This is a genomic window from Bradyrhizobium sp. UFLA03-84, assembly GCF_002289535.1.
Taxonomy (GTDB): Bacteria; Pseudomonadota; Alphaproteobacteria; order Rhizobiales; family Xanthobacteraceae; genus Bradyrhizobium; species Bradyrhizobium viridifuturi.
This window is the reverse complement of sequence record NZ_NSJY01000013.1, coordinates 1,534,706-1,558,313: the sequence shown is the minus strand read 5'-3', so window position 1 is coordinate 1,558,313 and position 23,608 is coordinate 1,534,706. Positions and strand designations below refer to the sequence as shown.

Genomic DNA, 23,608 nt, shown 5'->3' with positions numbered 1-23,608 from the left:
CTTGCCCGGGACGACGGGCCTGTGCGGCGCTAGATCCTCCGCCCCGCCCGCTCCCAATACGGGTCGCGCAGCCGGCGCTTGAAGATCTTTCCGGAGTCTTCGCGCGGCAGGTTGGTCTGGATCTCGATGTGCTTGGGCACCTTGTAGTCGGCAAGCGCGGTCTTGAGCTGGGCGCGGACCGAGGCGATGTCGAGCGTGACGCCCGGCTGCGGCTCGACCACCGCCATCAGCGCCTCGCCGAACTCGGCGTCGGGGATGCCGAATACCGCGCAGTCGTGCACGCCCGGCACCGCATGCAGCACGGCCTCGATCTCGGCCGGATAGATGTTGACACCGCCCGAGATCACCATGTCGCGCTTGCGGTCGCAGATGAAGACGTAGCCATCCGCGTCGATATAGCCGACGTCGCCCGACGTGATGAATCCCTGCCGGTCGATCTCGGCGCGCTTCTCGGACTTGTTGTGATAGGTGAAATCGGGATTGCCGGCGATCCGCGAATAGATCTCGCCGATCTCGCCCTGCGCGACCTCCTTGCCGTCGTCGCCGATGAAGCGAAGCTCGGCGCCGGGCGAGATCTTTCCGACCGTGCCGGGCTTCTTCAGCGCGTCCTCCGATGTCGCAAACGTCACCGCGCCCGACTCGGTCGAGCCGTAGAATTCGTAGATCACCGGCCCCCACCAATCGATCATGGCGCGCTTGACGTCGGCCGGGCACGGCGCGGCGGCGTGGATGATGTGGCGCAGCGACGACACATCATACTTCTTCCGCACCTCTTCCGGCAGCTTCATCAGGCGGATGAACATCGTCGGCACCATGAAGATGGTGTCGATCCTCTCGCGCTCGATCAGCGCCAGAAATTCCTCCGCGTCGAAGCGCGGCATCAGCACCAGCGCGCCGCCGAGCTTGCCGGAGCGAAGTCCGAAGGAATTCGGTGCCGAATGATAGAGCGGTCCGGGCAGGATCGCGCGCGCGCCGGGCTTCAGGCCGTAGATCATCGCCCGCATCGCTTCCGCGTTCGCGGTCTGCTCCGGCGTCGGCGCGAAGCGGCGCACGCCTTTCGGGTGGCCCGTCGTGCCTGAGGTGTAGATCATGTTCTGCGGCTGCGGCACGACAGGGCCATCATAGCGCGGGAATTGCGCCAGCCAGGATTCGAAATCGATCGCGAAGTCGGGCGTCGCGAGATGATCGGGATTGATCTTGTAATGGCTAAGGATTTCCGGCGGCGTCGGCACGCTGAGCACGGTGACGTCATCGGGGATCGCGCCGCGCAGCGGATGCAGCATGTCGGCATGGCCGATCAGGACGCGCGTGCCGGAATCCGTCAGCACGTAATTGATCTCCTCCGGCTTGAAGTGCCAGTTGACCGGCACGCCGTAAGCGCCGAGCCGCATCGCGGCATAGGCGGCCTCGATGAAGGCGATGTCGTTGCGCATCAGCATGCAGACGCTGTCGCCCGGCTTGACGCCGAGCTTACTCAGGCCGCTGGCGATGCGCTCGGTGCGCTCGGCGACCGCGGCGTGATCGCGCCGGCGCTCGCCGCTGATGACGCCGAGGAAGGGTTTGGACGTTTCCATTGTCGTTTTCCGATCTTTCGTCGGTTCGGAGTTAGGTCGTCATTCCGGGATGGTCCGAAGGACCAGACCCGGAATCTCGAGATTCCCCGATGCGCAATCGCGCATCTGTGGTTCGATGCTGCGCATCGCCCCGGAATGACGCTGGAGCCACTATCCAGCATCCGCGAATTTCGGCGCGCGCTTCTCCAGATTGGCGCGCACGGATTCGGTCTGGTTCGGGCTGCCGAGCAGCTTCTGCTGCTCGACGGATTCGGCAAGCAGCGCAGCCGCCGGATCGACTGACAGATTGTTCAGCATGCGCTTCGCGGCGCGGATCGCATCCGGGCTCTTGCCGGCGATCTCGCGCGCGACCTCGAGCGCGGCGGCACGCGGATCGTCGCAGACGCGGGTGGCGAGGCCATAGCTCTGGGCTTCCTGCGCAGAGAAGATGCGGCCGGTATAGGTGAGTTCGCGCAGGATATCGTCGCGCACAAGGCTCGCGAGGATCGGCGTACCCGCCATGTCGGGGACGAGGCCCCACTTGATCTCCATGATCGACATCCGCGCATCGGTTGAGAGGAAGCGCATGTCGGCACCGAGCGCGAGCTGGAAGCCGCCGCCGAACGCGACGCCATGGACCGCAGCGATCACGGGCACCGGGAGCTGGCGCCAGCCCCAGACTGCCTGCTGCGGAAAATTGGCCTTGCCATGGGTGCGGATCGTGAGATCGCGCTTCTCGCCGCCCGGCACTCCGTTACCACCATCCTTCATGGCGGCGAACCGGCCCATGTCGAGGCCGGCGCAAAACGCCCGGCCCTCGCCGGACAGCACAACGACCCGAACGCCTTTTTCCTTGGAAAGCCGGTCGGTTGCGGCGACCAATGCCTCGAACATCGCGGCATCGAGCGCGTTCATCTTGTCGGCCCGCACCAGGCGGACATCGGCGATACCGTCTGAAATCGATATCGAAACGCGATCTTCCATCATTCCCTCCGCTTTGTTCCTTGAGTTGGCGCTTTACAGAAAGGCCGTTGTCCGCTTTTAGTCAATCGACCAATTAACTGACAACCCCCGTGGAGGAAACGATGTTTAGCGATCAGCTTCTTGCCGGGCGGCGCATCCTGGTAACCGGTGGCGGCACCGGCCTTGGCAAGGCTATGGCCTCGCGGTTCCTCCAGCTCGGCGCCGAGGTGCATATCTGCGGCCGGCGCAAGAGCGTGTGCGACGAGACCGCCACCGAGCTGATGGCCGAGTATGGCGGACGCGTGGTCAGCCACGGCGTCGATATCCGCAATGCCATGGCGGTCGACGAGATGATCGACGCGATCTGGACCACTAGCGGTCCCCTCACCGATCTGATCAACAACGCCGCCGGCAATTTCATCTCGCGCTCGGAAGAGCTGTCCGCGCGAGGTTTTGATGCCGTGGCCAACATCGTGATGCACGGCACCTTCTACGTGACGCACGCGGTGGGTCGGCGCTGGATCGCCGGCGGCCATCGCGGCAACGTGGTGTCGATCACGGTGACCTGGGTGCGCAACGGCTCGCCCTATGTGGTGCCGTCGGCGATGAGCAAGTCGGCGATCCACGCCATGACCATGTCGCTCGCGGTCGAATGGGGTCGTCACGGCATCCGCCTCAACACAATCGCGCCTGGCGAGATTCCGACCGAAGGCATGAGCAAGCGCATCAAGCCCGGCGACGAGGCCGGTGCACGCACCAAGGCAATGAACCCGATGGGCCGCGTCGGCACCATGGAGGAACTGCAGAACCTCGCGGTGTTCCTGATCTCCGGCGGCTGCGACTGGATCAACGGCGAGACCATCGCCATGGACGGCGCGCAGGCGCTCGCCATGGGCGGCAATTTCTACCAGCTGCGCGACTGGAGCGACGACGACTGGACCAAGGCGCGCGAGTCGATCAAGGCCCAGAACGAGAAGGATCGCGCGGCGCGGGGCTAAAGCCCGCGCCTGCGCCTCACCCTCAGCTGTCGTCCCTGCGAAAGCAGGGACCCATAACCACCGCCTCGAAAACGTCGAGCACGCTGGGGCCACAGCGCGCCCCACGACTCAATCCTGTGGTTATGGGTCTCGGGTCGCGCTTCGCTTGCCCGGGACGACGGCGTGGACGCGTCCTGCACCATCCCCCGTATTGTTTTTCCCGCGCGATGCAGCCACACTCCGCGCAAACAAAACAAGACGTCACGGGGGAAACATGTCCGACGCGCCGAAACTGAGCAATCTTGCCGACATGGTGCGCGAGCGCGCCACGAGCCGCGGCGATGCGCTGGCCTATGAGTTCGAGGGCCGGCAAACCTCTTTCGCGGAATTCGACGTCAAGACCAACCGCGTCGCCAACGCGCTGATCGCGATGGGCGTCAGGAAGGGCGAGCGCATCGCCTATCTCGGCAAGAACAGCGATTTCTACTTCGAATTGCTGATGGGCGCGATGAAGGCCGGCGTGGTGATGGCGCCGGTGAACTGGCGTCTCGCCGGCCCCGAGGTCGCCTTCATCGTCGACGACTGCAAGGCGCCCGTGCTGTTCGTCGGTCCCGAATTCATCACCCAGGCCCGCAACATTGCCGACAAGCTGCCCAGCGTCCGCAGCATCATCACGACCGAGGGCGGCGCGCCGGAGTGGCCCGACTTCGTCGCCTGGCGCGACGCGCAGAGCGGCGACGACCCGCGCGTTGCGATCGAGCCGAAGGACATCGCGATCCAGCTCTACACCTCGGGCACGACCGGCAAGCCGAAGGGCGCGATGCTGTCGCATGCCAACTTCCTCAACCTCGTGCAGAGTGGCAACGAAGCCGACAAGCCGGAATGGAACCGGTGGACCACCGACGACGTCTCGCTGGTCGCGATGCCGATCTTCCACATCGGCGGCTCCGGCTGGGGCGTGATGGGGCTCTATCACGGCGCCCGCGGCGTGATCGCGCGCGAGTTCGACCCGACCAAGGTGCTCGACTTCTTCGAGCAGTCCGGCATCACCAAGCTGTTCATGGTGCCGGCGGCGATGCAGTTCGTGGTACGGCAGCCGCGCGCGCGGCAGGTCGACTTCTCCCGCCTGAAATACATGCTCTACGGCGCTTCGCCGATCCCGGCGGCGCTGCTGAAGGAGTGCATCGAGGTCTTCAAGTGCGGCTTCGTGCAGATGTACGGCATGACCGAGACCACCGGCACCATCGTCGCACTGCCGCCGGAAGATCACGTCGAAGGGCTCGAGCGGATGCGTTCAGCCGGCAAGGCGCTGGCCGGCGTCGAGCTCGCGATTCTCGACGAGAACGGCAAGCCGCTGCAGCCGCGCGAAGTCGGCGAGATCGCCACCCGCTCCGGCTCCAACATGACCGGCTACTGGAATCTGCCCGAAGCCACCGCAAAGACGATCGACGGCGACGGCTGGCTGCGCACCGGCGATGCCGGCTACATGGACGAGGATGGCTATCTCTACATCCACGACCGCATCAAGGACATGATCATCTCCGGCGGCGAGAACATCTATCCGGCCGAGGTCGAGAGCGCGCTGTGCGATCACCCTGATGTGGCGGAAGCCGCCGTGATCGGCATTCCCGACGACAAATGGGGCGAGGCCGTGAAGGCCGTGGTGGTGATGAAGCCGGGCAAGAACGCGACCGCGACCGACATCATCAACTTCACCCGCGAGCGCATCGCCGGCTACAAGACGCCGAAATCGGTCGACTTCATCCCGGCGCTGCCGCGCAACCCGTCGGGCAAGATCCTGCGGCGCAGCCTGCGCGAGCCGTATTGGGCGGGCAAGGACCGGCAGGTGAATTAGCTCCCTCCGTCGTCCCGGCCAAGCGAAGCGCGAGCCGGGACCCATAACCACCGTCGTTCGAGGTGGCAACACGCTGGGGCCGCAGCCTACCGCATCAACGACCTCTTGTGGTTATGGGTCCCTGCTTTCGCAGGGACGACCACAGAGAGAGTGGCCTGCATCAAGCCTTCTTCATCTTCTCCCGCAACACCCGCCAGCGCTCTTGCGCCTCCTGCGGCCAGACTTCCCTTCGCTCGTAATATTCGGCGAACACCTTTGCGCCCGGCGGGAACGTCACCCAGGGCTGCTTCGACGAGGTGAAGATGTGGACATCGGGCGGGCACTGGCTCGGATCATCCAGCGTGCCGACGCGGACGAAGCGCACGGCAGGTCCCGAGCCCGGATAATTGCTCCACACCGCGACCTTGCAGACCGGGCAGCGGGCGATCTTCTGCCCCTTGCCGCTCGTCGACGGCGTGTCGACGATCTCCGGCTCGGCTGCGATGTGCGCGACCCGCTCGGCCTCGTACATCGCGTTGAGCGCGTGCACGGTGCCGCTCTCGCGCTGGCACCAGGTGCAGTGGCAGGCGTGCACGATCATCGGCCTGCCGTCGAGGCGGTAGCGGACGTTTCTGCAGGTGCATCCGCCTTCCATGCTCGGCCTCCTCGTGCCGAAGTGTTAGTGCTTGCCGGCTCCCATGTAGCCGAACAGGAAGCCCGCCACCTTGCGCTTCTGGATCTCCTCGCTGCCCTCGGTGATGCGATAGCGGCGGTGATGGCGATAGATGTGCTCGAACGGCTTGTGGCGCGAATAGCCCATGCCGCCGTGCACCTGCATCGCGCGGTCGGCGGCTTCGCAGCACAGCCGGTTTGCCCAGAAATTGCACATCGAGACCCGGTCCGACAGCGTGTGCTCGACCTGGGCCTGGGTCAGTTGATCCATCTCCCAGGCGGTCTTGCGGATCAACAGCCGCAGCATCTCGGCCTGGGTCGCGAGTTCGACCAGCGGCCACTGGATCGCCTGGTTCTCGGCCAGGGCCTTGCCGAACGGCTTGCGCTCGCGCGCATACTTCACGCTCTCGTTGATGCAGTAGACGGCGGCGCCGAGCGAGCTGGCCGCCTGGCGGATGCGGTTCTCGTGCACGAAGCATTGCGCCAGCGACAGGCCGCGGCCGACCTCGCCGAACTGCGCGTCTTCGGGCACGAACACGTCGGTGAAGCTGACCCGCGGATGATCGGTCGGCATGTTGAAGGTCCACATGTACTCCTCGACCTTCACGCCCGGCGATTTCGCCGGCACCAGGAAGCAGCTGATGCCACGCGCGTCGCCGTCATTGCCCGAGGTGCGGGCAAACAGCGCGCAGTGCGTCGCGACATGCATGCCTGTCGTCCACATCTTCTCGCCGTTGATGATCCAGCCCTTGACGTTGTCGCGGGTCGCCTGCACCGCCTTGGTCTCCATATGCGTGGCGTCGGAGCCGTGCTCCGGCTCGGTCAGGCCGAACGTGATGCGGTACTTGCCGGTGATCGAGCCATCGATCATCGCCTTCTGCTCGTCGGTTCCGTAGCGGTCGAGCATCGTGACGATCGGTAGATTGCCGACGATCGAATGCTCGTTCTGCAGATCGTTGTGCAGGCCGAGCCCCTTCGAGGCGAAATGCTCGCGGATCACGGCCATCCAGAGATTGGAGCCGTCCTTGCCGCCATAGCGCTTCGGGATCGCAAAGCGCAGATGGCCGGCAGCATCAGCCAGGTTCTTGGCCTTGCGCAGCAGGAGCTCCCATTCATGGCGCGGCAGGCCGCCCTTGTCGAAATCGGTGCGCGCCCATTCGCGGCGATGATCGAAGAAGCGGATGTTGTCGTCAGCCGCTTCCAGCGGCTTGATCTCGCGTTCGATGAATTGGTCGAGCTCGGCGAGATAGGCTGTCAGGTCAGCCGGCAGGTTGAAATCCAAGGCGGTCTCTCCCGATGATCTTGTTGATTCTGGTTTTGCGTCTAGACGCTATCGCGCATCCGCATTCGGATCGATTAAGGTGAGAAGCACGCGGCCAAGTCAAGCAGGCCGGTGAGGCTTGCACGCGCGGTCGCGTTGCGTAATTGGATGGCACGGAACGGCGCGCAAGCGCTACGATATCGGCAATATTCTTCGCCGCAGAAAATCGACGGGAGCAAACATGGATCTGAAATTCTCCAAGGTGGCGCGCAAGGGTCCCATCACCATCGTGACGCTGTCGCGGCCCGAGGTCTACAACGCGCTGCACATCGACGCGCATTTCGAGCTCAACAAGGTGTTCGACGAGTTTTCCGCCGATCCCGAGCAGTGGGTCGCGATCGTCACCGGCGCCGGCGACAAGGCGTTCTGCGCCGGCAACGACCTGAAATGGCAGGCCGCCGGCGGCAAGCGCGGCTGGGACAAGGGCGGCTTTGCCGGCCTCACCACCCGCTTCGACTGCGACAAGCCGATCATCGCCGCCGTCAACGGCGTCGCGATGGGCGGCGGGTTCGAGGTCGCGCTGGCCTGCGACCTGATCATCGCCGCGGAGAATGCGACCTTCGCCCTGCCCGAGCCGCGCGTCGGCCTCGCCGCGCTCGCCGGCGGCCTGCAGCGGCTGCCGCGCCAGATCGGGCTGAAGCGCGCCATGGGCATGATCCTGACCGCGCGCCACGTCAGCGCCAAGGAAGGCCTCGAGCTCGGCTTCGTCAACGAGGTGGTGCCGCAGGGCGAGGCGCTGGCGGCCGCCGAGCGCTGGGCCGAGACCATCACCAAGAACTCGCCGATGTCGATCCGCGCCTCCAAGCAGGCGATCCAGAAGGGCCTCGAAGTCTCGCTCGAGCAGGCGATGACCGAGCAGCGCGAATATCCCGCGGTGAAGGCGATGGCTGCCTCGCAGGATTACATCGAGGGCCCGAAGGCGTTTTCAGAGAAGCGCCCGCCGAAGTGGCTCGGGCGGTAGCTGCTCTCTCCACTCGTCGTCCCGGCCGAGTGCGCAATTGCACACTCGGCCGGGACGGCGTTGGATGCATTGCGGCCAATTGAGCGCAGCGATACCCATCAGCGTCATCCGTGCGTCGTGATGGGTATGCTTGCGCTCTGCCTATCCTACTTTCCCGACTCCCTCTTGTAGGACGCGTAGTTCGGCTGATCGACAGCGAGCTTGTCCATCGTGGTCTGCCAGAGATGCTCCGGCAGGCCCGGAGTGTTCAGATCGACCTCGCCGCTTGCGATCTTCTCCGACAGCGCGCGGTTCAGCTCCATCAGCGAGCCGTCGGCGCCGAGCAGCGCCTTCAGCCGCGCGGCCTCCGTGGCATCGCCTGCTTCCGCGAGCGCGAGCTGCCGGGTCACCAGGTCGAGCGCGTTGATGCCGACGCGCAGCTTGAAGCCGTTGTGGCCCTTGATCACAGGCGCGATCTCGTTGCGCAGGAAATCGGCGACGGCCTTGATCAGTTCGGTGGGTGTCGGTTCGTCCTGCATGTCATTTGCTCTCTTTTTTGCGCATGATCGATTCCGAAAACCGGATGCCGCTTTTCGGGATCATGCGCGCGGAGCCAGCAACCGCAACAGATCGATCTCGGTCTCCGATGCGCGGCGGCCGATCATCGCCCGCTCCATCGAATGATCGGGGCCGGCGCGGAAGCGCTGCATCATGCCGCAGCACATCACGCCCCAGCGCAGCGTGCCCATCACTTCCCAGAACATGACGCGGTCCGGATCCGCCTTGCGTCCGGCCTCCGCGTAGCCCGCGAACAGGTCCTCGCGCGTGCCAAAGCCGCCGACCGGTTTGTCGATCTCGCCGAAGCGCCACGAATTGACGCAGATCCACCCCAGGTCTTCCATCGGGTCGCCGGTATGCGCGAGCTCCCAGTCGAGCACGGCGCGCACGCCATCGGGGCCGATGATCAGGTTGCCGTGGCGGAAATCGCCATGCACCAGCGTCACGTCGGACGACGGACCGGGATCGTGATCGCGCAGCCAGCGCAGCGCCAGCTCGAACACGGGCCGCGGCCAGTTGAAGCTATGATATTCGCGGGAGAGATCCTCGATCTCCCTGGTCGCCGTCAGGCTGCGCAGCTTCGGCAGCTTCGCCTGCGGCAGGCCATGGATGCCGGCGATGACGCGGCCGAGCTGGCGAGCCAGGAGCGGACGCGCGCCAGCATATTCCTCGTCGCGCAAAATTTTCCGCGCGATGGTCTCGCCTTCGACGCGCGCCATGATGAAGCCGCGGCCGAGGCCGTCCTCCGGCGTCAGCACATGCATCACCTTCGGCGACGGCAGGCCCGCGTCATGCGCGAGCTGCATCAGCGTGGCCTCGGCATCGAGGCCGGCGGCGCGGCCGGGCGCGGCACCGTAGCCGGGCGGCGCGCGGCGCAGGATCGCGCCGACATTGCCGTCCGGGTGCACGATGTCGAACGTCCAGGTCTCCTGGCTGGCGCCGCCGGAGAGCTTTGCCGCACCGGTGACGCCGGTCGCGCCCGGATGAAACGCGGCGACGCAGCGCCTGAGTTCGGTCTCGATCATTTGCCCTTGAACTTCGCCGGCCGCTTCTCGAGGAATGCGGTGACGCCTTCCTTGAAATCCTCGGCGCGGCCCGCGATCCGCTGCGACTCGCATTCCAGGTTGAGCTGATCTTCGAGGGTGTTTTCCGGGCTGTCCCAATAGAGCTTGCGGATCAGCGACAGCGCGATCGTCGGTCCGTTGGCGAGGTCGTGCGCAAGCTTCATGGTTTCCTCCATCAGCGCGGCGTCGTCATAGACGCGGTTGACGAGGCCCCATTCCAGCGCCTTCTCGGCCGGCAGCCGCTCGCCGAGCAGCGACAGCTCGACCGAGCGCGCCTTGCCGATCAGCCGCGGCAACAGCCAGGTCGAACCGCAATCCGGCACCAGGCCGATGCGGCGGAACGCCTGCAGGAAATAGGACGAACGCGCGCACAGGATCAGGTCGCCCATCAATGCAAAACTCATCCCGGCGCCGGCGGCCGGACCGTTCACCGCCGTGACGATCGGACAGTGCAGCTTACGCAATCGGCGCAAGAACGGATGGAACGCGGTCTCCAGCGCCGCGCCGGCGTTGCTCCTGCCAGGCTTAGCCTGCTGGTTGCGGCCCTGCAGATTGGCGCCGGTGCAGAAGGCGCGGCCCGCGCCCGTGATCACCAGGCAGCGCACCTCGTCGCGCTTGTCGTCGATCGCGTCGAGCGCCTCGGCAAGGCCGCCGAGCATGTCGATCGAGACCGCGTTCATGACTTCCTGATGGTCGAGTTTGAGGATCGCGACCGATCCGTCGAAGTCGAGCGTGACGTGCTTGAACTGCATGGTTTCCCCTTTACGTTGTCTTGCTTACGTTGTCTTGGCGGTTGGTACCGCGGTAGGTCGATGGGTCGACCTGTATTTGGACCCATATTTGATTTTTGTGCCGGGCTTGTCCATGGTCGACGGCAAGCCCATCCGTGAACGCGTGATTAGCGCGCACCAAACCAAATGGAAACCCCAATGAGTGGCATCTTCGATCTCACCGGCCGCGTCGCTGTCATCACCGGCGGCAATGGCGGCATCGGCCTCGGCATCGCGCAGGCGCTCAACGCTGCCGGCTGCAACGTCGCGATCTGGGGCCGCAACGCGGAAAAAAACGCCAACGCCGCCGCCTCGATGAAGGGTGGCCCCGGCAAGGTCGCCACCCAATTCTGCGACGTCAGCGATCCCGGCTCGGTCAAGACCGCGATGAAGGCGACGCTCGACACCTTCGGCCGCGTCGACGGCTGCTTCGCCAATGCCGGCATCGGCGGCGGCGGACGCCGCTCCTTCATCGACCGCACCGAGGAGGAATGGCGACGGATGTTCGCGACCAATCTCGACGGCGTGTTCCACGTATTCCAGGCTGCGGCACGCCACATGACCGAGCGTTCCGAGGCCGGCGACAAGTTCGGCCGGCTGGTCGCGACCTCGAGCCTCGCCTCGCTGTTCGGCACCGCGCGCAACGAGCACTATGCCGGCACCAAGGCCGCGCTGAACGCGCTGTGCCGCGCGCTCGCCGTCGAGCTCGCCCGCCACGGCGTCACCGCGAACGCGATCCTGCCCGGCTGGATCAAGAGCGACATGACCGCCGGCATCATGGCCAACGACAAGTTCGTCGCCAACGTGATGCCGCGCATCCCGGTGCGCCGCTTCGGCGAACCGAGCGATTTCGGCGGCATCGCCGTGTATCTGATGAGCAAGGCGTCGTCCTATCATACGGCGGACTGCTTTGTGATCGACGGCGGCTACACCGCGTTCTGATTGTCGCGGCTGCATCTTCAATTGTCGTCCCGACGAAGGCCGGGACGACACTAAGCCTGCTGCGCGAGATTGAGTCATACATCCGCATTCTCGCGACGCGGTGCCCGAGTCTTGCGTTGACCTGCTCCTCTGATTGAAAAGAAGGCGCAGGTCAGTCCTCTTGTCTTCCCGGCGCAGCCCGAAGGGCTGAGCCCGGAATCCATTGGGCCGCAACACCAGCGTTGGAATGGATTCCGGGTTCTCGCTTCGCGAGCCCCGGAATGACGAGTAAGGAGCGTCGCCGCGCGACGCAGCGTCGCTTCCGTCGCGCCGAAACTGCTGCTAAGCGTTCGGGCTGCAAGGACGCGCACGGCGGCTTTCATAACCAAGAGGGAGGATATTTCAGATGTTTTCACACGTGATGGTTGGCACCAACGATCTGGACAAGGCCAAGGCATTCTATGATGCGCTGCTTGGCACGCTCGACGTCCGGCCGGCCCGGGTCGACGGTCACCGCATCATGTACCTCACCAAGGCCGGCATCTTCATGGTTTCCAAGCCGATCAACGGAGAGCCGGCGACGCACGCCAATGGCGGCACGATCGGCTTTGCCTGCTCTTCGCCGGAGCAGGTCGAGGCCTGGCACGCGGCAGGCGTCGCCAATGGCGGCAAGCCCTGCGAGGACCCGCCGGGCGTGCGCGAAGGCAACGGCATCAAGCTCTATCTTGCCTATCTGCGCGATCTCGACGGCAACAAGATCTGCGCGATGCACCGGTTGCCCTGACGATCCGGCCAAGCAATCCACGAAGCGTCGCAAGCGGCGGCGTTCAAACAACGTTTGAAACGCCGTCGCGATATTCCGCGATGCGGTAGCAACGTAGCAAAAATCGGTGCTCGCGCTTCGCGCCGCACGCGTCTATTGTCCGCCGCGAAACGCGCCTTCGCGAGGGAGAAAAGACAATGAAACATGCCTATGTGCCGCGCACCACGAACTACACGCTCAATCCGGGCGACGAGCTCAACGACCTCAGGATGTCGGACAAGGTCCGCCCGCTCTACGACCATGTGAAGCAGTTCATCCGCGACACCGTCGACCCGATGTCGGTCGAGTTCTATCGCGCCGGCGAGAAGAAGACCAACCGCTGGAGCTTCACCGACGAGCAGCTCGCGATCCTGCAGAAGGCCAAGGACAAGGCCAAGGAAGTCGGTCTCTGGAACTTCTTCCTGCCCGACGCCGAAACCGGCGACGGCCTCAACAACCTCGACTACGCCTATATCGCCGCCGAGCTCGGCAAGAGCCCGCTGGCCTCGGAGACCATGAACTGCTCGGCGCCCGACACCGGCAACATGGAAGTGCTGGAACGCGTCGGCACCAAGGCGCAGAAGGAGAAGTGGCTGAAGCCGCTGCTCAACGGCGAGATCCGTTCGGCCTATGCGATGACCGAGCCGAACGTCGCCTCCTCCGACGCAAAGAACATCTCGACCACTGCCAAGCTGGTCGGCGACGAATGGGTGATCAACGGCGAGAAGTACTACATCTCCGGCGCCGGCGATCCGCGCTGCAAGATCATGATCGTGATGGTGAAGACCAATCCGGACGCGGCGCCGAGCAAGCAGCAGTCGCAGATCCTGGTGCCGATCGACACCCCCGGCGTCGAGATCCTCGGGCCCATGCACGTGTTCGGCCATGACCATGCGCCGCGCGGCCACATGCATCTGCGCTTCAACAATTGCAAGGTGCCGAAGGAGAACATGCTGCTCGGCGAAGGCCGCGGCTTCGAGATCTCGCAGGTCCGCCTCGGACCGGGCCGCATCCATCACTGCATGCGCACCATCGGCAAGGCCGAGAAGGCGCTCGACATGATGGTGCAGCGTGGCCTGACCCGCGAGGCGTTCGGCAAGAAGATCGCCCATCTCGGCGGCAACATGCAGATCATCGCCCAGGCGCGCTGCGAGATCGAGGCGATGCGGCTGATGGTGCTGAAGGCGGCCAAGGCGATGGACGTGCTCGGCAACAAGGAAGCCCGCGTCTGGGTCTCGATGGTCAAGGCCATGGTGCCCGAGCGCGCCTGCAAGGTGATCGACCAGGCGATCCAGATGCACGGCGCTACCGGCATCTCGCAGTGGTCGCCGCTCGGCGAGATGTACCAGGACGTCCGCCACCTCCGCTTCGCCGACGGTCCGGATGAGGTGCACTGGATGGTGGTCGGCCGCCACGAGCTGAGCATGCCGTAGGCATCGCTCCTCCCTCTCCCGCTCATCACGCAGAGGGGCGAACAGCAGAACCGCAAGGCGGGTTAGCGCAAGCTAGCCCGCCTTTTGCTTTGCGGCCGGGCGACGGCGGGTTACGCTCCGCCAACCCGCCCCGCGATTTCGGATCATCCCATGGAATATACACCAAGCGACCTCACCCAGCGCGAACGCTACAAGGTGCTGACCTCGTTCGTGTTGCCGCGGCCGATCGCCTGGGTGACCAGCATCGGGCCCGAGGGCGTGGTCAATGCCGCGCCGTTCTCGTTCTTCAACGCGTTCTGCGAGGACCCGCCGCTCTGCATGTTCGCGGTGAACCGAAGGCCCGACGGCCGCGAAAAGGACACGCTGGCCAACATCCAGCGTACGGGCGAGTTCGTGGTCCACCTGACCGACGAGCCGCTGGCGCGCGCCATGCACGAGAGTTCGGGCGACTTCCCGCCCGAGATAGGCGAGCCTGACTATCTCGGCTTGAAACTCGCGCCATCCCGCAAGATCGCGGTGCCGAGGCTCGCGGACGCGCCGTTCGCGATGGAGTGCAAGACCTGGAAGCTGATCGACGTCAACGGCGACCGCCAGCTCATCATGGGCGAAGGCATTCACTTCCACATCCGCGACGAATTGTGGGACCGCGGGGCGATGCGTGTCCACATGGATCGCTACCACCCGATCGGCCGTATGTTCGCCGACCGCTACTGCCGCACCGACGACCGCGTGGTGTTTCCCGCGGCCGAGGGCGCAAAGACGAAATAGGAGAGCTCACGATGACTGAAGCATTCCGCGACAACGCGGCACAGAGCCGGTTCGAGCTCGCCGTCGACGGCCACACCGCCTTCGTGGTCTACCGCAAGACGCCGGATACGATCACGCTGGTCCACACCGAAGTGCCGCCGGAGCTCGGCGGCCGCGGCATCGGCTCCAAGCTCGCCCGCGCCACGCTCGACGCGGTGCGCGCACAGAAGATCAAGCTCGTCGTGAAATGCGAGTTCATCCAGGGCTTCATGAAGAAGAACCCGGAGTATGACGATCTGCTGGCATGATGCTGGCGAGGAGCGCGGAACGCGTTCCTCATGACGGATCTATCATCGTCATTGCGAGCGAAGCGATGCAATCCATCGCGCCGCACAGGCGGAAGCATGGATTGCTTCGTTGCTTCGCTCCTCGCAATGACGACGGTTCAGAAACCTCTCGGGATGACGCGGGTCAAATTGATCGCGCAGACTACGACGCCGCCGGCTCGCCGATCTTGTCCTGCGTCCTGGTCTCGAAATCGCTGGCGTCATGGCGCTCGTGGAGCTGGCTCGACGGCTCGCCCCAGGTGCGGTTGACCATGCGGCCGCGCTTCACGGCGGGCCGGGCCGCGATCGCGTCGGTCCACCGCTGCACGTTCTTGTAGTCCTGCACCGAGAGGAATTCGCCGCCGCCGTAGAGCAGGCCCTTGGCCAGGCTGCCGTACCAGGGCCACACCGCCATGTCGGCGATGGTGTACACGTCGCCCGCGAGATATTCGTTGTCGGCAAGCCGGCGGTCGAGCACGTCGAGCTGGCGCTTCACCTCCATCGCAAAGCGGTCGATGGCGTATTCGATCTTGGTCGGCGCATAGGCGTAGAAATGCCCGAAGCCGCCGCCGAGATAGGGCGCCGAGCCCATCTGCCAGAACAGCCAGGAGAAGGTTTCAGCACGGGTCTTGACGTCGGTCGGCAGGAACGCGCCGAATTTTTCCGCCAGGTAGACCAGGATCGAGCCGGACTCGAACACCCTGATCGGCTCAGGCCCGCTACGGTCCATCAGCGCCGGGATCTTGGAGTTCGGGTTGACCGCGACGAAGCCGCTGCCGAACTGGTTGCCGTCGATCTTGATCAGCCAGGCGTCGTATTCGGCGCCCTTGTGACCCGCGGCGAGCAGCTCTTCCAGCATCACGGTGACCTTGACGCCGTTCGGCGTCGCCAATGAATAGAGCTGCAGTGGATGACGGCCGACCGGTAATTCCTTGTCATGGGTGGGACCCGCGATCGGCCGGTTGATGCCGGCGAAGCGCCCGCCGCTCTCCTTGTTCCAGGTCCAGACTTTCGGCGGCTCATAGGCAGAGGTGTCGTCAGTCACGTCGTTGGCTCCCGGTTTACGTTTTTCCATGGCACGGCAACCGCCGTGCCCATCCGCATATCCGCACTAGATGGTGGGCAAACTTCGCTTTGCCCACCCCGGCAGATCGCATTTTCTATCCAGCGGAATGCGCTGCGAGCGATGCAGCCAAGCGGCGCCTGCACACAAGTCGCCGCGGCCGAAACCCGCTTGGCTTCGTTGACCGTGATGCGCTAGCGTTGCAGGGGCTGATGCCAACAAGCACAAGAAGCGGCCGCCGGGAGAAAAACAACCCATGAAATCACCGATCTGCGACATGCTGGGGATCGAATTTCCCCTGCTCGCTTTCAGCCATTGCCGCGACGTGGTGGCGGCAGTCAGCCGCGCCGGCGGCTTCGGCGTGCTCGGCGCGACCGCGCATTCGCCGGAGACGCTAGAGCAGGAGCTGAAATGGATCGACGCGCATGTTGATGGCAAGCCCTATGGCATCGACGTGCTCATCCCGGAAAACATCTCGACTGCCGGCGAGAAGAACGTCACCTGGAAGAGCCTCGAGGCGCGCGTTTCGCAGGAGCATCGCGACTTCACCCGCAATCTCTTGAAGAAATACGACATCGAGCTGACCGGCCGGAATGTCGCCGACAACCAGCCCCAGCCGTTCGATGCCGAGACCGCGCTGCAATTGCTCGAGGTCTCGTTTCGCCACCCGATCCGCCTGATCGCGAACGCGCTCGGCGTGCCGCCGAAGGCAATGATCGAGATGGGCCGCCAGCACGGCGTGCCGGTGGCGGCGCTGGTCGGCTCCAAGGAGCACGCACTGCGCCAGGTCGCGGCCGGCGTCGACATCCTGGTCGCGCAGGGCACCGAGGCCGGCGGCCATTGCGGCGAGGTCTCGACCATGGTGCTGGTGCCGGAGGTGATCAAGGCGGTCAGAAAGATCCGCGACGTGCCGGTGCTCGCCGCCGGCGGCATCATGACCGGCAGCCAGATGGCGGCGTGCATGGCGATGGGCGCGGCCGGCGCCTGGACCGGCTCGGTGTGGCTTGCCACGGTGGAGTCGGAGACCTCGGAGATCTTTCGCGAGAAGATGATCGCGGCCTCCTCGCGCGACGCGATCCGCTCCAAGGGCCGCACCGGCAAGCCGGCGCGGCAGCTCCGTTCGGTCTGGACTGATGCCTGGGATCGCTCGCCGGACAGCCCCGGCGCGCTGCCGATGCCGCTGCAGAGCATCATCAGCCGCGACGCCTTCAACGCCATCGACCGCGCCGCTGCGGCCGGCAACGAGAAGGCGCGCGACCTCGTCAGCTACTTCGTCGGCCAGGGCGTTGGCCTGGTCGACAGCGTGAAGTCCGCCGGCGCCGTGGTGCAGGAGTTCAAGGAAGATTTCGTCGAGGCCGTCGAGCACATGAACGCGCTGGTGGCGGAGTGACGTGCTCTTCCGTCGTTGCGAGGAGCGAAGCGACGAAGCAATCCATCCATCGCCGGGTCGAGATATGGATTGCTTCGCTTCGCTCGCAATGACGCCCAGAACAACCATCGAGTCCAATTTCGCAGAGTGAACCAACAAAAATGTCGAACAGCATCCCCGAAGATCGCATTCCCGTCATTGTCGGCGTCGGCGAGATCGTCGATCGTCCGAAGGACATCGCCGCCGGCCTTGAACCGCTTACCCTGCTGGAAGAGGCGCTGAAGCGCGCCGAGACGGACAGCGGTGCAAAACTGCTCGCCGACGTGCAGTCGCTCGACGTCGTCAACTTCCTGAGCTGGCGCTACCGCGATCCCGAGAAGCAGCTCGCCGCACGGCTCGGCATTGCGCCTGCGCACCTCTATTACGGCCCGGTCGGCGGCGAGAGCCCGATCCGCTATCTGCACGAGGCGGCGCAGCGCATCGCGCGCGGCGAATGCAGCGTTGCCGCGGTGTGCGGCGCGGAGGCCCAGTCGACCGCGACCAAGGCGCAGCGCGCCGGCGTCGAGTTGCCATGGACGCCGTTCGCGCATGACGTCGAGGAGCCAAAGCGCGGCGCCGCATTCCAGAAACCGATGGCCGTGACGCTCGGCGTGTTCCGGCCGATCACCGTCTATCCGCTCTATGAGAGCGCGACCTCGGCGCATTGGGGCCAGACGCCGCGCGAGGCGCTGAAGGAATCCGGCGAGCTGTGGTCGACCTACGCGCGGGTTGCCGCCGACAATCCGAGCTCCTGGCTGAAGAAGAAGTTCACCGGCGACGAGATCACGACCGCGACGCCGGACAACCGGATGATCGCCTGGCCCTATACGAAACTGATGGTGGCGAACCCGACGGTGAACATGGGCGGCGCGCTGATCCTGACCAGCCTGGCGAAAGCGCGCGCGGCGGGCGTGCCGGAGGAGAAACTGATCTATCCGCTCGGCGGCGCCTCGGCGGAAGAGCCGCGCGACTACCTGACCCGCGACCAGTTCGTCGAAAGCCACGCACAGAATGCGGTGCTGAGGGCGGTGATGGATCTGGTCGGCGGCGACGGCAAAAAGTTCGACGCCATCGAGCTCTATAGCTGCTTCCCCTGCGTGCCGAAGATGGCGCGCCGGACGCTCGGCCTCGGTGCCGACGTGCAGCCCACGGTGACCGGCGGCCTGACGTTCTTCGGCGCGCCGCTCAACACCTACATGACGCATTCGGCCTGCGCGATGGTGCGCAAGCTGCGTAATGGCGGCACGCTCGGCCTGCTCTACGGCCAGGGCGGCTTCGTCACCAAGCACCATGGCCTCGTGCTGTCACGCGCGGCGCCGGCGGCGGCGCTGAAGCAGGAGACCTCCGTGCAGGCGGAGGCCGATCGCAACAGGCGCGATGTGCCCGAGTTCACCGACAAGGCCGGTGGCAAGGGCAAGGTCGAGGCCTTCACCGTGATCTATCGCGCCAATGGCGAGGTCGAGCACGGCGTCACCATGCTGCGCACCGAAGACGGCCGCCGCACGCTCGGCCGCATCCCGGCAAGCGATACGGCGACGCTGGCGTATTTGCAGGACCTCGACCGGGCGCCGGTCGGAACCACGGGCAACATCGTCACTGCCGGTGACGGCATGCTGGAATGGCGGGTGGGCTGAGGCTCTGAGCTCACTCGCCCCGCTCTTGCGGGGCGAGGCAAGAAAGAAGCTGCGCGCCCTACCCCTTCACGTCCTGCTTTTCGGATGCAGTCGTCGGCTTGCCCTTGGCGCCAGCGCCGGTGACGCGGACATGATCGCCGTCGGCAAGACCGTCCGGCGGGGCGGTGATGATGCGGTCGTCGGGCGCGAGGCCCGAGGCGATCTCGATCTCCTTGCCGAGGTCGCGGCCGATCTTCACGGTCTTGAACAGCACCTTGTCGTCAGGACTGACGGTCGCGACCCGCAGGCCGCTGCTGTTGAAGATCAGCGCGCTGGCTGGAATGCTGAGCGGCGTCGACTCCCGCTGCAGGTTCAGCTTTACGCTGGCATAGCTGCCCGGCATCAGCTCGCCGGAAGAATTGTCGAGCCCGAGCTGCATCCGCGTCGTGCCGGAGGCGACATCGACCGCCTGCGAGGAGGCTTCCACCGTCGCCTGGAAGGCGCGGTTCGGGTAATCCGGCAAGCTCAACGTGGCCTTGGCGCCGATCTTGATCGCCGGAACGTAGTTCTGCGGCACGTTGACATAGACGCGCAGCTTGGTGATGTCGGAGACCGTGAACATCGCCGGACCGGAGTTGCCGCCGGCATTGATCAGCGCGCCGACATCGGTGTCGCGCGAGGTCACCACGCCGTCGAACGGCGCGGTGATCTTCTTGTAGCCGGCGAGCGCTTCCAGCCGTTCGACATTGGCCTGGCCGGCCTTGACCGCGCCGTTCTTGTTGGAGAGGTCGGCGGTACGCTCGTCGATCTCCTGCGCCGAGACGAAGTTCGAGGCCACCAGCGTCTTGCGCCGGGCGAGCGTCGCCTCGGAGAGCTTGGCCGAGGCCTGGGCGCTGGCCAGATCGGCGCGCGCCTGCAGCAATTGCTGGTCGAGGTCGGGCGCCTCGATCTCGGCGATCACCTGGCCGGCCTTGACCCGGGCGCCGATGTCGGCGTCCCAGTTCTTCAGATAGCCGGACACCCGGGCATAGATCGGCGCGCGGGAATAGGCCTCGAGCCGGCCCGGCAGGTCGATCGTGGGGCTCAGCGCCTTGGCGTTGGGCAGCGCCACCGCGACGGTCGGAATGGCCTGGTCGTCGGTCCATTCCTTCAGCCGATTGTCCTGCTCCTCGCGGGCGCGAATCCCGGTGCCGACGATCAGCCCCGCGCCGACCAATGCAACCACGCCGAATATGCCCAATCTCCGGCCGGACACCGGTGGGCGCTGTTCAGTGGGCTGCATGCGGAATCTCCGATGAGGCGGCGGCTTTGGCGCCTTGCTTCTTGTGTACCATACTGAATACCACGGGAACAAACATCAGGGTCGCGAAGGTGGCGAAGATCAGGCCGCCGATCACGGCGCGGCCCAGCGGGGCGTTCTGCTCGCCGCCCTCGCCGAGCCCCAGCGCCATCGGCGCCATGCCGATGATCATGGCGAGCGCGGTCATCAGCACCGGGCGGAACCGGACGAAACCGGCTTCCAGCGCCGCCGCGATGGGGTCGCCGAGCTCCTCGTAGCGCTCGCGGGCGAAGCTGATCACCAGCACGCTGTTGGCCGTCGCGACGCCCATGCACATGATCGCGCCGGTGAGCGCCGGAACCGACAGCGTGGTCTCCGTCGTGAACAGCATCCAGACGATGCCGGCGAGCGCGGCGGGCAGCGCCGTGATGATCACGAACGGGTCCGACCAGGACTGGAAGTTCACGACGATCAGGAAGTAGATCAAGACGACGGCGCCGAGCAGGCCGAACAACAGGCCGGTGAAGGCCGAGTTCATGGTCTGGACCTGGCCGAGCAGCACCACGGACGAGCCCTTCGGCACCTCCTTGGCGGTATCCGCGATCAGCTGGCGCACGTCGGTGGCGACGCCGCCGAGATCGCGGCCCTGCGTCGTGGCGTAGATCTGCACCAGCGACTGGATGTCATACTGTGAGACCACCGCGCTCGAGGTCGCGCGCTTGATGTCGGCGATGCCGCCGAGGATCGGCGCCTGGGTGTTGCCGGTCGCGGTGATCGGCAGCGTCTGCAGCGCGCTCAGCGAGTCGATCTGGTATTGCGGCGTCTGCATCACGATCGAGTACGACACGCCGTTGTCGGGGTTGAGAAAATAGGTCGGCGCCACCTGCGACGAGCCGGCGAGGTTGACCACCAGCGAATTGGTGACGTCGCGCTCGGTCAGGCCGACATATTGCGCACGGGTGCGGTCGACATCGATGTTGAAGGTCGGGTTGTTCGGCGACTGCTGGATCCGCGCGTCGGCGATGCCGGGAATGCGCTTGATCTTCGCCAGCAGCTTGTTGGCATAGGCGTAGTTGGCCTCGAGATTGGCGCCGCGGATCTGCAGATCGATCGGCGCCGGCGCGCCGAAGTTCAGGATCTGGCTGACGATGTCGGCCGGCAGGAAGGAGAAGCTGGTGCCCGGGAACAGCCGCGGCAACTGCTCACGCAGCGTGCGGACGTGCTGCTCGGTCGGCTTGTGACCTTCCCTGAGCTTGATCTGGATGTCGGCATCCTGCGGCCCGATCACGCCGGTGTTGTTGTAGGTCAGGTTGATGCTGGAGATCGGCATGCCGATATTGTCGGTCATGGTCTCGATCTCGCCCGGGATCAGCTTGCGGATCGCCTTCTGCACATCCGCCATCTGGTTGGCGGTCTCCTCGACGCGGGTGCCGACCTGGGTGCGGACATGCATCAGGATGTTGCCGGCGTCGACAGCCGGGAAGAAGTTGCGGCCGAGGAACGGCACCAGCAGGAACGACACGGCGACCACGGCGAGAAATCCGCCGACGAACACCTTGCGGTGGCCGAGCGCCATCGCGAGCAGGCCATGGTAGCCGCCGCGGATGCGCTCGAACCGCGCTTCGAAGCCGCGCTGGAACCAGACGAAGGGATTGCGCGACTTTGGCGGCGCACCTTCGTGATGCACATGCGGCTGCAACAGATAGTTCGCCATCGTCGGCACCAAAGTGCGCGACAGGATGAACGACCAGATCATCGCGAACATGACCGCTTCGGCCATCGGCACGAACAGGAAGCGCGCGACGCCGGTGAGGAAGAACATCGGCACGAACACGATGCAGATACAGAGCAGCGAGACGAAGGCCGGCGTCACGATCTGGTTGGCGCCGTCGAGGATCGACTGCTCGACCGGCTTGCCCTGCTCGAGATGGTAGTTGATGTTCTCGATCGTCACCGTGGCGTCGTCGACCAGGATGCCGACCGCGAGCGCAAGGCCGCCGAGCGTCATGATGTTGAGCGTCTCGCCGATCAGCGACAGCATGATGATGGCGCCCAGCACCGACAGCGGGATCGACACCGCGATGATCACGGTCGAGCGCCAGCTGCCGAGGAACAGGAGGATCATCACGCTGGTCAGGAGCGCCGCAATCACGCCCTCGAAGGCGACGCCGGTGATGGCGCCACGGACGAACACCGACTGGTCGCCGACGAAGCCGATCTTGAGCGCGTCCGGCATCTGGTCCTTGACGTCGATCACCTTCTGCTTGATGCCGGCGATGATATCGAGCGTCGAAACCGCGCCGGCCTTCAGCACCATCATCAGCACCGAGCGATTGCCGTCGACGTGGACGATGTTGGTCTGCGGCGGGTTGCCGTCGCGGACCGTGGCGACGTCGCGTATATAGACCATGGCGCCGTTGACGGTCTTGATCGGCAGGTCGCCGAGCTCCTCGATCTTGAGCGGCGAGTTGTTCAGGTTGATGGTGTATTCGAAATTGCCGATCTTCTGGGTGCCGACCGGCGTGATCAGGTTCTGCGCAGCGAGCGCATTGGCGACGTCCTGGCCCGACAGGCCGCGCGCCTGCAGCGCGGTCGAATTGAGGTCGATCTGGATCTGGCGCTGCTTGCCGCCATACGGATAGGGGATCGCGGCGCCGGGCACCGTGACCAGCGGCGTGCGCAATTGGTTGATGCCGATGTCGGCGAGGTTCTGCTCGGTCAGGCCGTCGCCCGACAGCGCGACCTGGATGATCGGAACCGTCGAGGCGCTGTAGTTGAGGATCAGCGGCGGCGTCGCGCCCGGCGGCAGCTGCTTGAGCAGGGTCTGGGCGATCGCCGTGACCTGCGCGTTGGCGGTGCGGATGTCGACGGTCGGCTGGAAGAAGATCTTGACGATGCCGATGCCGTTATAGGAGTTCGCAACGATGTGCTCGATGTCGTTGACCGTCGTGGTCAACACACGCTCGAACGGACTTGTGATACGTCCCGACATCTGGTCCGGCGGCAGGCCGGTGTACTGCCAGGCCACGCCGATCACGGGAATACGGATCTCGGGAAAGATGTCGGTCGGCGTGCGCAGCGCCGCCAGCGGTCCGATAATCAACAGCAGGATCGCGAGCACGACGAAGGTATACGGCCGGCTCAGCGCGATACGGACCAGTGCGATCATAAAAGCAGCATTCCCGAAATGAAGCCCGCCCAGGCAGAGGAATCGACATTGCAAAAGCCATTCCGCAGCGGCCGATTTACCCGATGCCGGGCAAAACGCCAACCTGCGGAGCCGCGGCGGCCTTCACTTCCTTGGCATCCTTTGTGAGGCTCTGTGCCCGGTCCGGGCGCGCCGGGATGCCGTGCGGCCAATCGC

General features: G+C 65.2%; 20 protein-coding genes. 10 read left to right on the top strand and 10 right to left on the bottom strand.

The genetic code is table 11. The annotated features are described in order from the left end of the window. Window positions 1-29 precede the first annotated feature (29 nt). Window positions 30-1,574 (bottom strand): acyl-CoA synthetase, encoded by a 1,545-nt coding sequence (locus CK489_RS21375; protein WP_095733584.1) that lies wholly within the window; start codon window positions 1,572-1,574, stop codon window positions 30-32. 150 nt (window positions 1,575-1,724) lie between these two features. Next, entirely contained in the window at window positions 1,725-2,537 is an 813-nt protein-coding gene (locus CK489_RS21370) for a crotonase/enoyl-CoA hydratase family protein (RefSeq protein WP_050626326.1), read from the bottom strand. A gap of 101 nt (window positions 2,538-2,638) precedes the next feature. Here CK489_RS21370 and CK489_RS21365 point away from each other — a divergent pair, with 101 nt between their 5' ends. Both CK489_RS21365 and CK489_RS21360 read left to right on the top strand, forming a co-directional pair. Next, on the top strand, window positions 2,639-3,514 hold the full coding sequence (locus tag CK489_RS21365) for an SDR family oxidoreductase (RefSeq protein WP_050626176.1): 876 nt from the start codon (window positions 2,639-2,641) through the stop codon (window positions 3,512-3,514). A gap of 253 nt (window positions 3,515-3,767) precedes the next feature. Continuing rightward, a complete protein-coding gene (locus CK489_RS21360; RefSeq protein WP_095733583.1) occupies window positions 3,768-5,348 on the top strand; it encodes a fatty acid--CoA ligase in 1,581 nt (526 codons plus the stop codon). Window positions 5,349-5,508: 160 nt separating this feature from the next. Here CK489_RS21360 and CK489_RS21355 read toward each other — a convergent pair whose 3' ends face one another. Both CK489_RS21355 and CK489_RS21350 read right to left on the bottom strand, forming a co-directional pair. Continuing rightward, the gene (locus tag CK489_RS21355; protein ID WP_095733582.1) at window positions 5,509-5,982 is read right to left on the bottom strand and encodes a GFA family protein; all 474 of its coding nucleotides are present in this window, start codon (window positions 5,980-5,982) and stop codon (window positions 5,509-5,511) included. A 24-nt stretch (window positions 5,983-6,006) separates the two neighbouring features. After that, window positions 6,007-7,281 carry an acyl-CoA dehydrogenase family protein gene (locus CK489_RS21350; protein WP_050626173.1) on the bottom strand — a complete coding sequence of 425 codons (1,275 nt, stop codon included), beginning with the start codon at window positions 7,279-7,281 and terminating at the stop codon, window positions 6,007-6,009. Window positions 7,282-7,501: 220 nt separating this feature from the next. Between CK489_RS21350 and CK489_RS21345 the strand changes: the two genes are divergently transcribed. Next, a complete protein-coding gene (locus CK489_RS21345; protein WP_095733581.1) occupies window positions 7,502-8,281 on the top strand; it encodes an enoyl-CoA hydratase-related protein in 780 nt (259 codons plus the stop codon). A 146-nt stretch (window positions 8,282-8,427) separates the two neighbouring features. On the opposite strand, the gene CK489_RS21340 is transcribed toward CK489_RS21345, so the two are convergent. The 3 genes from CK489_RS21340 to CK489_RS21330 are packed head-to-tail and all read right to left on the bottom strand — an operon-like array spanning window position 8,428 to window position 10,634. Beyond that, window positions 8,428-8,799 carry a DUF6285 domain-containing protein gene (locus tag CK489_RS21340; protein ID WP_050626172.1) on the bottom strand — a complete coding sequence of 124 codons (372 nt, stop codon included), beginning with the start codon at window positions 8,797-8,799 and terminating at the stop codon, window positions 8,428-8,430. A 60-nt stretch (window positions 8,800-8,859) separates the two neighbouring features. Beyond that, on the bottom strand, window positions 8,860-9,843 hold the full coding sequence (locus CK489_RS21335; protein WP_095733580.1) for a phosphotransferase family protein: 984 nt from the start codon (window positions 9,841-9,843) through the stop codon (window positions 8,860-8,862). After that, on the bottom strand, window positions 9,840-10,634 hold the full coding sequence (locus CK489_RS21330) for an enoyl-CoA hydratase/isomerase (RefSeq protein ID WP_095733579.1): 795 nt from the start codon (window positions 10,632-10,634) through the stop codon (window positions 9,840-9,842). Before CK489_RS21330 ends, CK489_RS21335 begins: the two co-directional genes overlap by 4 nt. Window positions 10,635-10,811: 177 nt before the next feature. Here CK489_RS21330 and CK489_RS21325 point away from each other — a divergent pair, with 177 nt between their 5' ends. The 5 genes from CK489_RS21325 (at window position 10,812) to CK489_RS21305 (ending at window position 14,863) form a co-directional block, all read left to right on the top strand. Further along, on the top strand, window positions 10,812-11,594 hold the full coding sequence (locus tag CK489_RS21325) for an SDR family NAD(P)-dependent oxidoreductase (protein WP_095733578.1): 783 nt from the start codon (window positions 10,812-10,814) through the stop codon (window positions 11,592-11,594). A 385-nt stretch (window positions 11,595-11,979) separates the two neighbouring features. Further along, window positions 11,980-12,357 carry a VOC family protein gene (locus CK489_RS21320; RefSeq protein WP_050626169.1) on the top strand — a complete coding sequence of 126 codons (378 nt, stop codon included), beginning with the start codon at window positions 11,980-11,982 and terminating at the stop codon, window positions 12,355-12,357. 176 nt (window positions 12,358-12,533) lie between these two features. Next, window positions 12,534-13,808 carry an acyl-CoA dehydrogenase family protein gene (locus tag CK489_RS21315; protein ID WP_050420072.1) on the top strand — a complete coding sequence of 425 codons (1,275 nt, stop codon included), beginning with the start codon at window positions 12,534-12,536 and terminating at the stop codon, window positions 13,806-13,808. 150 nt (window positions 13,809-13,958) lie between these two features. Further along, entirely contained in the window at window positions 13,959-14,576 is a 618-nt protein-coding gene (locus CK489_RS21310; RefSeq protein ID WP_095733577.1) for a flavin reductase family protein, read from the top strand. A gap of 11 nt (window positions 14,577-14,587) precedes the next feature. Next, complete coding sequence (locus tag CK489_RS21305) at window positions 14,588-14,863, top strand: GNAT family N-acetyltransferase (protein ID WP_095733576.1); 276 nt, start codon at window positions 14,588-14,590, stop codon at window positions 14,861-14,863. Between the two features lie 181 nt (window positions 14,864-15,044). On the opposite strand, the gene yghU is transcribed toward CK489_RS21305, so the two are convergent. Next, entirely contained in the window at window positions 15,045-15,926 is an 882-nt protein-coding gene (yghU, locus tag CK489_RS21300; protein ID WP_244485919.1) for a glutathione-dependent disulfide-bond oxidoreductase, read from the bottom strand. 274 nt (window positions 15,927-16,200) lie between these two features. Between yghU and CK489_RS21295 the strand changes: the two genes are divergently transcribed. Continuing rightward, window positions 16,201-17,334 carry a nitronate monooxygenase gene (locus CK489_RS21295; RefSeq protein WP_050626166.1) on the top strand — a complete coding sequence of 378 codons (1,134 nt, stop codon included), beginning with the start codon at window positions 16,201-16,203 and terminating at the stop codon, window positions 17,332-17,334. 140 nt (window positions 17,335-17,474) lie between these two features. Next, entirely contained in the window at window positions 17,475-18,986 is a 1,512-nt protein-coding gene (locus tag CK489_RS21290; protein WP_095733575.1) for an acetyl-CoA acetyltransferase, read from the top strand. A gap of 58 nt (window positions 18,987-19,044) precedes the next feature. Here the strand turns inward: CK489_RS21290 and CK489_RS21285 are convergent, their stop codons facing one another. Both CK489_RS21285 and CK489_RS21280 read right to left on the bottom strand, forming a co-directional pair. Next, window positions 19,045-20,247, bottom strand: a complete 1,203-nt coding sequence (locus tag CK489_RS21285; RefSeq protein ID WP_095733574.1) for an efflux RND transporter periplasmic adaptor subunit — start codon at window positions 20,245-20,247, stop codon at window positions 19,045-19,047. Next, window positions 20,234-23,413, bottom strand: coding sequence for an efflux RND transporter permease subunit (locus tag CK489_RS21280; RefSeq protein ID WP_095733573.1), 3,180 nt, complete (start codon window positions 23,411-23,413; stop codon window positions 20,234-20,236). The genes CK489_RS21285 and CK489_RS21280 overlap by 14 nt, the downstream gene beginning before the upstream one ends. Between the last annotated feature and the right edge of the window lie 195 nt (window positions 23,414-23,608).

Excerpts from the sequence above, each read along its gene's own strand:
- CK489_RS21345 (WP_095733581.1), top strand. The coding sequence starts at position 7,502 with ATGGATCTGAAATTCTCCAAGGTGGCGCGCAAGGGTCCCATCACCATC.
- CK489_RS21360 (WP_095733583.1), top strand. The coding sequence starts at position 3,768 with ATGTCCGACGCGCCGAAACTGAGCAATCTTGCCGACATGGTGCGCGAG.
- CK489_RS21295 (WP_050626166.1), top strand. The coding sequence starts at position 16,201 with ATGAAATCACCGATCTGCGACATGCTGGGGATCGAATTTCCCCTGCTC.
- CK489_RS21280 (WP_095733573.1), bottom strand. The coding sequence starts at position 23,413 with ATGATCGCACTGGTCCGTATCGCGCTGAGCCGGCCGTATACCTTCGTC.
- CK489_RS21285 (WP_095733574.1), bottom strand. The coding sequence starts at position 20,247 with ATGCAGCCCACTGAACAGCGCCCACCGGTGTCCGGCCGGAGATTGGGC.
- CK489_RS21340 (WP_050626172.1), bottom strand. The coding sequence starts at position 8,799 with ATGCAGGACGAACCGACACCCACCGAACTGATCAAGGCCGTCGCCGAT.
- CK489_RS21355 (WP_095733582.1), bottom strand. The coding sequence starts at position 5,982 with ATGGAAGGCGGATGCACCTGCAGAAACGTCCGCTACCGCCTCGACGGC.
- CK489_RS21375 (WP_095733584.1), bottom strand. The coding sequence starts at position 1,574 with ATGGAAACGTCCAAACCCTTCCTCGGCGTCATCAGCGGCGAGCGCCGG.
- CK489_RS21330 (WP_095733579.1), bottom strand. The coding sequence starts at position 10,634 with ATGCAGTTCAAGCACGTCACGCTCGACTTCGACGGATCGGTCGCGATC.
- CK489_RS21365 (WP_050626176.1), top strand. The coding sequence starts at position 2,639 with ATGTTTAGCGATCAGCTTCTTGCCGGGCGGCGCATCCTGGTAACCGGT.
- CK489_RS21305 (WP_095733576.1), top strand. The coding sequence starts at position 14,588 with ATGACTGAAGCATTCCGCGACAACGCGGCACAGAGCCGGTTCGAGCTC.
- CK489_RS21325 (WP_095733578.1), top strand. The coding sequence starts at position 10,812 with ATGAGTGGCATCTTCGATCTCACCGGCCGCGTCGCTGTCATCACCGGC.
- CK489_RS21310 (WP_095733577.1), top strand. The coding sequence starts at position 13,959 with ATGGAATATACACCAAGCGACCTCACCCAGCGCGAACGCTACAAGGTG.
- CK489_RS21370 (WP_050626326.1), bottom strand. The coding sequence starts at position 2,537 with ATGGAAGATCGCGTTTCGATATCGATTTCAGACGGTATCGCCGATGTC.
- CK489_RS21290 (WP_095733575.1), top strand. The coding sequence starts at position 17,475 with ATGTCGAACAGCATCCCCGAAGATCGCATTCCCGTCATTGTCGGCGTC.
- CK489_RS21315 (WP_050420072.1), top strand. The coding sequence starts at position 12,534 with ATGAAACATGCCTATGTGCCGCGCACCACGAACTACACGCTCAATCCG.
- CK489_RS21335 (WP_095733580.1), bottom strand. The coding sequence starts at position 9,843 with ATGATCGAGACCGAACTCAGGCGCTGCGTCGCCGCGTTTCATCCGGGC.
- CK489_RS21320 (WP_050626169.1), top strand. The coding sequence starts at position 11,980 with ATGTTTTCACACGTGATGGTTGGCACCAACGATCTGGACAAGGCCAAG.